Source organism: Metasolibacillus meyeri (assembly GCF_003049505.1).
Taxonomy (GTDB): Bacteria; Bacillota; Bacilli; order Bacillales_A; family Planococcaceae; genus Metasolibacillus; species Metasolibacillus meyeri.
Genome location: NZ_PYWN01000219.1, coordinates 1 through 7,110, shown reverse-complemented (window position 1 = coordinate 7,110; position 7,110 = coordinate 1). Strand labels below are relative to the sequence as shown.

Below are 7,110 nucleotides of genomic sequence, written 5' to 3'. Positions count from 1 at the left end.
GATATCTGCGCTTTCCATGATTTATCTGCGGTTTCCCCGAGATATCTGCGCTTTTCTCGGATTTATCCGCGGTTTCCTCAAGATATCTGCGCTTTTCTAGAATTTATCTGCATCATCTCCTAAGCTGCATATAGTTTCTTCAACAAAATAAAAAACTGTAAGGAAAGGTCAGATAAACATCTGTCTTTCCTTACAGCCCTTTTATCTGTCTAAATAATATCCAATAAACAGGATGATCTCCTAGTTACTACTTTAATTTTTTATGGATATTAATCACTTAATTGTTTTTCTATAGTTGACAGATCTAAAGTTCGAGTTTCCAAATATCCTTTGTTCATTTCGTCATCTTCATAAATGTGTACCTCGTATGTTAGTAAATTGCCTTCTAGTGAAAAATAAGTCACTTCTTCCTTAACAGGGAGTTCCAGAATTGGAGTTAGCTCAAGTGTTGTTAAATTTAGGTGATAGAGATTACCTCCACGAGTTACCGTACCATGAACAGGCCCAATCGTCGTTAAAATCGAGTCGTTGTCATACCATGCTATTTCCTTAGCTGTCCATTGAAGACCATGATTAAAATCAATATTGTCAATCGTGTTACTATTTAGCTCTTTCAATACAATTGTTCCCTGTGCTTCGAATTCTCCAAGCCCTTCAATCATGACTTGTTTTTCACCATTAGGTGATGGAATCCATGCATTTGAATCATCAGGCTCCTTGTCACGTTGAACTCGCTTAAATTCATGCTGAACTTCAATTACAACAAGAAAGTTTGCTTTTTTAGTTGGCCATTTGGCTTCGATATTATAAACATACAGCCCCATTTCATATGGGGTTGAGAAACTATTTAATTTTAGTGGTACATACTCATCCCTAAGATAAACCGCAATATTTGGGTCATTATCAATATGAATAGTAGCTGTTTCGTTTGGTCTTGTTACAATAGAAGGTAGTTGCTGAGCATATTCAAACAGAGGAATCCCTTCATATCCTTCTTCATTCAATATCAGCTCATGTTTAGTTTTACCAATTGTGATAGTCCCTTCATCAATTGATTCTTCTGTTTCGCTATTTCCCATTCCAAAACAGCCTGAAAGTATAAGCGTCATAAGTACCATCAACAAAGTTTTTTTCATCTCTTCACATCCTTAAACTTATTCACATTGGTTTACAATAAAATTTGATCATTTTCTACCTAGTAATTCTAAAACAATTACACCCAATTGTGGTATAAATATTATAGGGCAAGACATTGATAGAGTATTTTTCTTTGCAAAAAACCCTATTCTACTAAGGATGCTGTTATTGTCCCATCTAGTTTTTTAATCGCCAACATCGAATGATCCTGAATGATGCCTGTATCCACAAAACCAAATGAAGCGTATAATGTTTTAGCTTTGACATTACTTGTATGATAAAAGAGAGTTACATATTCTGCGTCTCCATCTGGCATAGTTTCAATATCCATCAACATTTTTTCAAAAGCAAGTTTGCCATACCCTTTTCCCTGGTAACCCTTCGCGATCATAATATGCCAAATGAAATAGCTCTTCTTTCCGTAAAAAATTTCATTTTCAAATGATTCATGATCCAACGTATCATAAATATACATCAAAAATCCAACTGCAACTTCATCGGCATAAATGGCAAAGGGACTCGCTGGTATACCGTCTGCGTTCAACATATGAGCGTCTGCAAAGCTTCTGAGGTTAGTAGTTTCTATAAAGTCTTTCTGGTTTTCTTCAATTTCAAGTGCCATTACTTCATCTACGTTATCCCCGCTTATCTTTCGTAATTCAATCATTTTTTTATCTCCTCTTCTAAGACAAGCCACTTCCACACATGGTCTAAATCCGTATTTAATTTTACATCTTGTTGTGCTTCCACATATCCTACCAAAACAGGTACAGCCTCTATATAATTTTCTTTTGGTGAATATATTTGGTCGAATTTGTTAGATGTATGTAACAATACGTTAGTAACCCCAGCTGCTCTTTCATTTCTCTTAAAGCAGCTTTCCAAGCTTTTTCACCTTCTTCAATACTTTTACTAAATATCCCCAACAATAGAAGTGCTCTTTTTTCTTTATATTCATTTTCTATCCTTTTAATCAAGTAGTTACAACTTCTGTACATTTTATTAGGACTTCAAAATAGTCTTCACTCAATCAAAACAGCTCTTTGTCTATGACTTACTTTAATCTTTTTCTAACAGTACCAATTTAATGAACTATCTGTTGCGTTAGTTGAAAAAAAGCACCGCTAATTGTACATAACAATTAGCAGTGCTTTATACTATTATAATTGATAAAGCTTCGTATATTTCTCTTTTAAATAGTCTGCTAAATATTGCGCGTTTAAGCCTTCGCCTGTCGCTTCATTTAATAGCTCAAATGGCTTTTTCAACGAGCCGTATTGGTGCACTTTGTCTGTTAACCATTCACGAATTGGTAAAAGCTCACCTTTGCCGCATAGCTCGTCGAAGTTAGGAATATCTTTGTCCATCGCATGCTTCCATTGCGCTGCGTACATATAGCCTAATGCATATGATGGGAAGTAACCGAACATGCCGCCGCCCCAGTGCGTATCTTGCAGTACACCTTGTGCATCATTTGCTGGACGAACCCCTAAATATTCCTCGTATTTATCGTTCCACACTTGTGGTAAATCTTCCACTTGCAGATCGCCATTGAATAGCTCACGCTCGATTTCATAGCGAATCATAATGTGTAGTGGGTATGTTAATTCATCCGCTTCAATACGAATTAATGAAGGCTCTACAAAATTGATAGCTGCTAAGAAATCCTCCACTGCTACATCGCCAAATTGAGCTGGTGAATTTTTTTGTAGTATTTCAAAATGATGCTTCCAAAACTCTACATTGCGTCCTACGAAATTTTCATAAAATAGCGATTGCGATTCATGGATGCCCATTGACGTACCTGTGGCAAGTGGTAAGCCTATTAACTTCAAATCAATGTTTTGCTCATATAAAGCATGACCACCTTCATGAATTGTACCGAAAATAGCTGTACGGAAATCATTTTCATCATATTTCGTCGTCACACGAATATCGCCACTATTCAAGCCAATCATAAATGGATGCACCGTTTCATCTAAGCGACCTGCATCAAAATCATAGCCGATCTTCTCTAATAACTCTAACGATGCCGCACGTTGCCCCTCTTTTGGGAAATACTTGAATAGTATCGATGTATCTGGTTTATGTGGTGATGCTTGGATTGCTTTCACTAACGGTACAATCGTTTCGCGCAATTGACCGAATACATTATCTAAAATATCTGTTGTCATTTCTGGCTCATATTTATCAAGTAATGTGTTGTACGGTGAGCCGTTTTTAATGCCCCAATAGTTAATAAATTTCTTTTGATAGTTAACAATCTCTTTTAAATGTGGTAGAAACAGCGCAAAATCTGATTTTGCCTTCGCCTCTTCCCACGCAATTTCTGTTTTTGCCTGTAGCACAACATATGCTTTATACTCGTCAGCAGGAATTTTTTTCGATTCATCATAACCTTTTTTCATTTCTTCAAATAAGCGCTTCGTCACAAAATCAAGCTCATTTTGCTTCGCTTCAAGTTCTGCTAGCATTTCACCTAGCACATCCGCTGTTTGCAATGCGAACATTTCCGCTGATAAAGTACCAACGACTTCCGCGCGTTGCCCTAACCCCTTTTTCGGTGCCCCTGTACGCATATCCCAATAAATCACAGAAAGTGCCTCACCATAGTTTTGCATTTTCTTCACATAATCTACAAATTGTTGTTCGACTGTCATTTTTAAGCCTCCCTTTCCTCTCTATTATATTCGTTCAAGTTTCGAAATGAAAGCGCTAAATCATGATGAGTGCCACCACTGCTACCGCATAAAATATTGTCATCACCGCCCACAGCCAGTTTGCTTGTTTAATGCCTTTTTTCACTTCTAAATACTCCTGCAATATAATCGTGACTATCATTCCACCGATACATATTCCCGCATGTGCTGTCCCTAAATAAAAGAAGGAAACTGCAAAAGAAGTTGTAAAAATGATGGTATAAAGTATACGCCATGACCAATGCAGGCTTTTCTTATTGCCATCTTCATCGCGATTATAACGATTTTTACTAATAAATAAAGCATCAATCACCATAAAAACAAGTAATAACCCCCATCCATACTTTTTCCAGCTAGCAGATGGCTTCGTTTCGTAATAGATTTGCCGCAATAGCATCATGAGTGCGATGCCATCATCTGTTCCATTCGTGAACACATACTTTTTTTGCCCGTAAACATCGTATAACTCGAATATATCGGAACTCGTGCCTGGCACAGAGCTATTCGCAAATTTTAAATAAAGCTGCTGGTCATTGCGAAATGTTAAGAGCAGTTGATATAGATTCCCTTGATATATTAGTTGACCGTCCCACGCTTGCTCAACGACAGTTGGCGCTGTGATGATGTGCTGGAACTGCTCTAAAAGTCGTTGGTCTGTTATCACTTTTTTATGAATATATGAGGATGAATTCAAATTCAAGTTGCGCTCTGGTTTATCTGTCATCAGAACGGTTAACTTCACTAATTCATCTGTTAATTGTGCTTGCTGTTGCGGCTGCTCCGCTGGCTTCACCTCAATTAAATACAACAGCAACAAAATACAAGCAATTGCCGCCATAGCAAATTGTGGCGCAAATAATGGCTGTTTTTGCTTTGCCATAATACGTTCCTTTTTCCGCAAACGCTCTTTTTCATCCCATTCTACACGCGTTATTTGCTGTAAGCGCTCATCCAATTTCATCTATTTCACCCCCAAGCAATTTTCGCAATGCCTTCATGCCTCGCTCTGTATGATTGCGTACTTGCACTTCTGTACATGTTAAAATTTCCGCGGTTTCTTTGATGGAATAGCCTTCAATTTTTCGTAGCACAATACATTCGCGGTACGATAATTTTAGCTGACCAAGCGCAGCATATAGCTCCGCATCCGCCACCTGCTTTAATAGCCACTCTTCTGGTATGTATGTTTCTTCTGTTCTTTCATGGCGCGCGATAAATGGAATAAACTTAATCAAACGCTTACGCCTGTAATAATCGTAAACGGTATTGCGTGCAATGGTCACAAGCCATGTTTTCACCTGCGCATCGCCACGAAAAGCCTTGTTATTTTTCAACGCTTTGACAAATGTATCTTGCGTTAAATCTTCCGCTGTTTCCTTCTGCCCAACTAAAAAATAAATAAATTGAAATATTTCTTTACTATAGGCATCATAATATTCATCAAAACGAAGCATGCGCACCCTCCTTTCCTGTATCAATTACGCGTATGCAAAAGCTTGAAAACCTCCTCTTCAAAATAAATAGACGGATGACGAAAACCTTTTACTCACTTTTACTGCGTAAAATTTTTACAAGAATTTCGCTCAATTCCTCCGCCGTCTCCTGAAAATCGCGTTGCGCCCATTGCAACGCTAAGCCGATAATGGCATTTGCTTGATAGGCAATGAAATAATCATTATCTACATGCGTAGCTTTTGTGTTTTGCTGCAAATTTAAGGTAATTTGCTCCAGCAACATATAATAATAGGCTAATGGCACATTTTTCGAAAAAACGATGCGATAAAAGCTTTCGTATTTTTTAATATGATGGAAAATGCGCACTGTTTTTGGGTCAAGCTCTTTTATTTTTAACGGTGATTTTGTGCGCAGTGGCTCCAAATAAGCTTCGCGTAAATCGGCAATAATTTGCTCAAAAAAATCAGCGAATAGCGCATCGATACTTTCATAATGCAAATAAAACGTACCTCGATTAATTTGTGCTCTTTGGCATAGCACCGATATTTTAATTTTCTCCAAAGGCATTTCCTTTAATAAGGCAATTAATGATTCATGCAGCCGCTCCCTTGTCTTGACAACTCGTAAATCTACTGACATTTTCAGCACCTCTATTCAACATTTTTTTATAAATTGTTGCTTAATGAACATTCTCTATTTTATTGCGTATTGAAAGCGTTCTCATCTATAGATTATAATTTTTAATGAACAGATGTTCAATAAGTGATGTTTTTCCACTCAAACTATTTAGGAGGAATTAGACATGAAATTACAAAATAAAGTAGCTATCGTCACAGGTGCAGCATCGGGTATGGGTTTAGCCATTGCGGAAAGCTATGCAAAGGAAGGCGCAAAAGTAGTTGTTTCTGACTTAAATTTAGCTGGTGCTGAAGAGGCTGTAGTTAACATTAAAGCGGCTGGCGGCGAAGCTTTTGCAATCAGCACAGATGTCACTTCAGAAACGGATTTACAACATTTATTTGATAAAACATTAGATACGTACGGTCAGCTTGATATTTTAGTCAATAATGCGGGCATTATGGATGGCATGGAGCCTGTAGGTGAAGTCATCAATGAGCGCTGGGAAAAAGTATTCGCGGTCAATACAACATCTGTTATGCAGTCCATGCGACTCGCAACAGCTATTTTCCTCAAGCAAGGTCATGGGGTAATCGTTAACAATATTTCAGCAGGGGGCCTATACGGTGCACGTGCTGGCGCAGCTTACACTGCCTCAAAGCACGCAGTCGTTGGCTTAACAAAAAATACAGCCTTTATGTATGCCGATAAAAACATTCGCTGTAACGGTATCGCGCCAGGTGGTGTCGCAACAAATATCGCCTCATCCATGACGAGCATTAGCCAAACAGGTATTGCACGTCAGCAACTCGGTATGGCGATTAATCCACGCATTGGACAACCAGCAGAAATCGCAGCGTTAGCTGTCTTTTTAGGCTCAGATGACGCAAGCTTTATCAACGGTCAGGTCATCGCAGCAGATGGTGGCTGGACGGCTTATTAATAATAAACCAAGTTATGGTTACCGCAACAACTTGCTATTATCTGCTGAAAAATTAATCTTGTAAGAGCTCTTTCAATAAGGGATTGTCCAGAAAGTTGGAATCACCTTTGCATAACAAAAAATTCAGGTGATTTATTCATTGAAAGAAAGGCAATGAAGCATGTGTTTTCGAAATTTTTAGTTCAAAAGTAATGATTCGCCCGTAAGATATGAACTACTCCCTGTCAAGTAGACAATTAAATCCGCCCATTTGATTCG

At 38.1% G+C, this 7,110-nt stretch carries 8 protein-coding genes; 1 reads left to right on the top strand and 7 read right to left on the bottom strand.

Features of this window, described 5'->3' with window-relative positions; translation table 11 throughout:
• Positions 1-269: 269 nt before the first annotated feature.
• The 7 genes from C9J34_RS21065 to C9J34_RS21035 form a co-directional block, all read right to left on the bottom strand.
• The gene (locus tag C9J34_RS21065; RefSeq protein WP_107842123.1) at positions 270-1,136 is read right to left on the bottom strand and encodes a DUF4652 domain-containing protein; all 867 of its coding nucleotides are present in this window, start codon (positions 1,134-1,136) and stop codon (positions 270-272) included.
• A 146-nt stretch (positions 1,137-1,282) separates the two neighbouring features.
• Positions 1,283-1,804: a GNAT family N-acetyltransferase gene (locus tag C9J34_RS21060; protein ID WP_107842122.1), complete on the bottom strand. Its 522-nt coding sequence runs from the start codon at positions 1,802-1,804 to the stop codon at positions 1,283-1,285.
• Positions 1,801-1,971 carry a hypothetical protein gene (locus tag C9J34_RS22230; RefSeq protein ID WP_193769133.1) on the bottom strand — a complete coding sequence of 57 codons (171 nt, stop codon included), beginning with the start codon at positions 1,969-1,971 and terminating at the stop codon, positions 1,801-1,803. The genes C9J34_RS21060 and C9J34_RS22230 overlap by 4 nt, the downstream gene beginning before the upstream one ends.
• Positions 1,972-2,297: 326 nt before the next feature.
• On the bottom strand, positions 2,298-3,797 hold the full coding sequence (locus C9J34_RS21050) for a carboxypeptidase M32 (protein ID WP_107842120.1): 1,500 nt from the start codon (positions 3,795-3,797) through the stop codon (positions 2,298-2,300).
• A gap of 55 nt (positions 3,798-3,852) precedes the next feature.
• A complete protein-coding gene (locus C9J34_RS21045; RefSeq protein WP_107842119.1) occupies positions 3,853-4,797 on the bottom strand; it encodes a hypothetical protein in 945 nt (314 codons plus the stop codon).
• Complete coding sequence (locus C9J34_RS21040) at positions 4,784-5,290, bottom strand: RNA polymerase sigma factor (RefSeq protein WP_107842118.1); 507 nt, start codon at positions 5,288-5,290, stop codon at positions 4,784-4,786. Before C9J34_RS21040 ends, C9J34_RS21045 begins: the two co-directional genes overlap by 14 nt.
• Before the next feature lie 88 nt (positions 5,291-5,378).
• On the bottom strand, positions 5,379-5,930 hold the full coding sequence (locus C9J34_RS21035; RefSeq protein WP_107842117.1) for a TetR/AcrR family transcriptional regulator: 552 nt from the start codon (positions 5,928-5,930) through the stop codon (positions 5,379-5,381).
• A 163-nt stretch (positions 5,931-6,093) separates the two neighbouring features.
• Between C9J34_RS21035 and C9J34_RS21030 the strand changes: the two genes are divergently transcribed.
• Positions 6,094-6,852: an SDR family oxidoreductase gene (locus C9J34_RS21030; RefSeq protein ID WP_107842116.1), complete on the top strand. Its 759-nt coding sequence runs from the start codon at positions 6,094-6,096 to the stop codon at positions 6,850-6,852.
• The last annotated feature ends 258 nt before the right edge of the window (positions 6,853-7,110 follow it).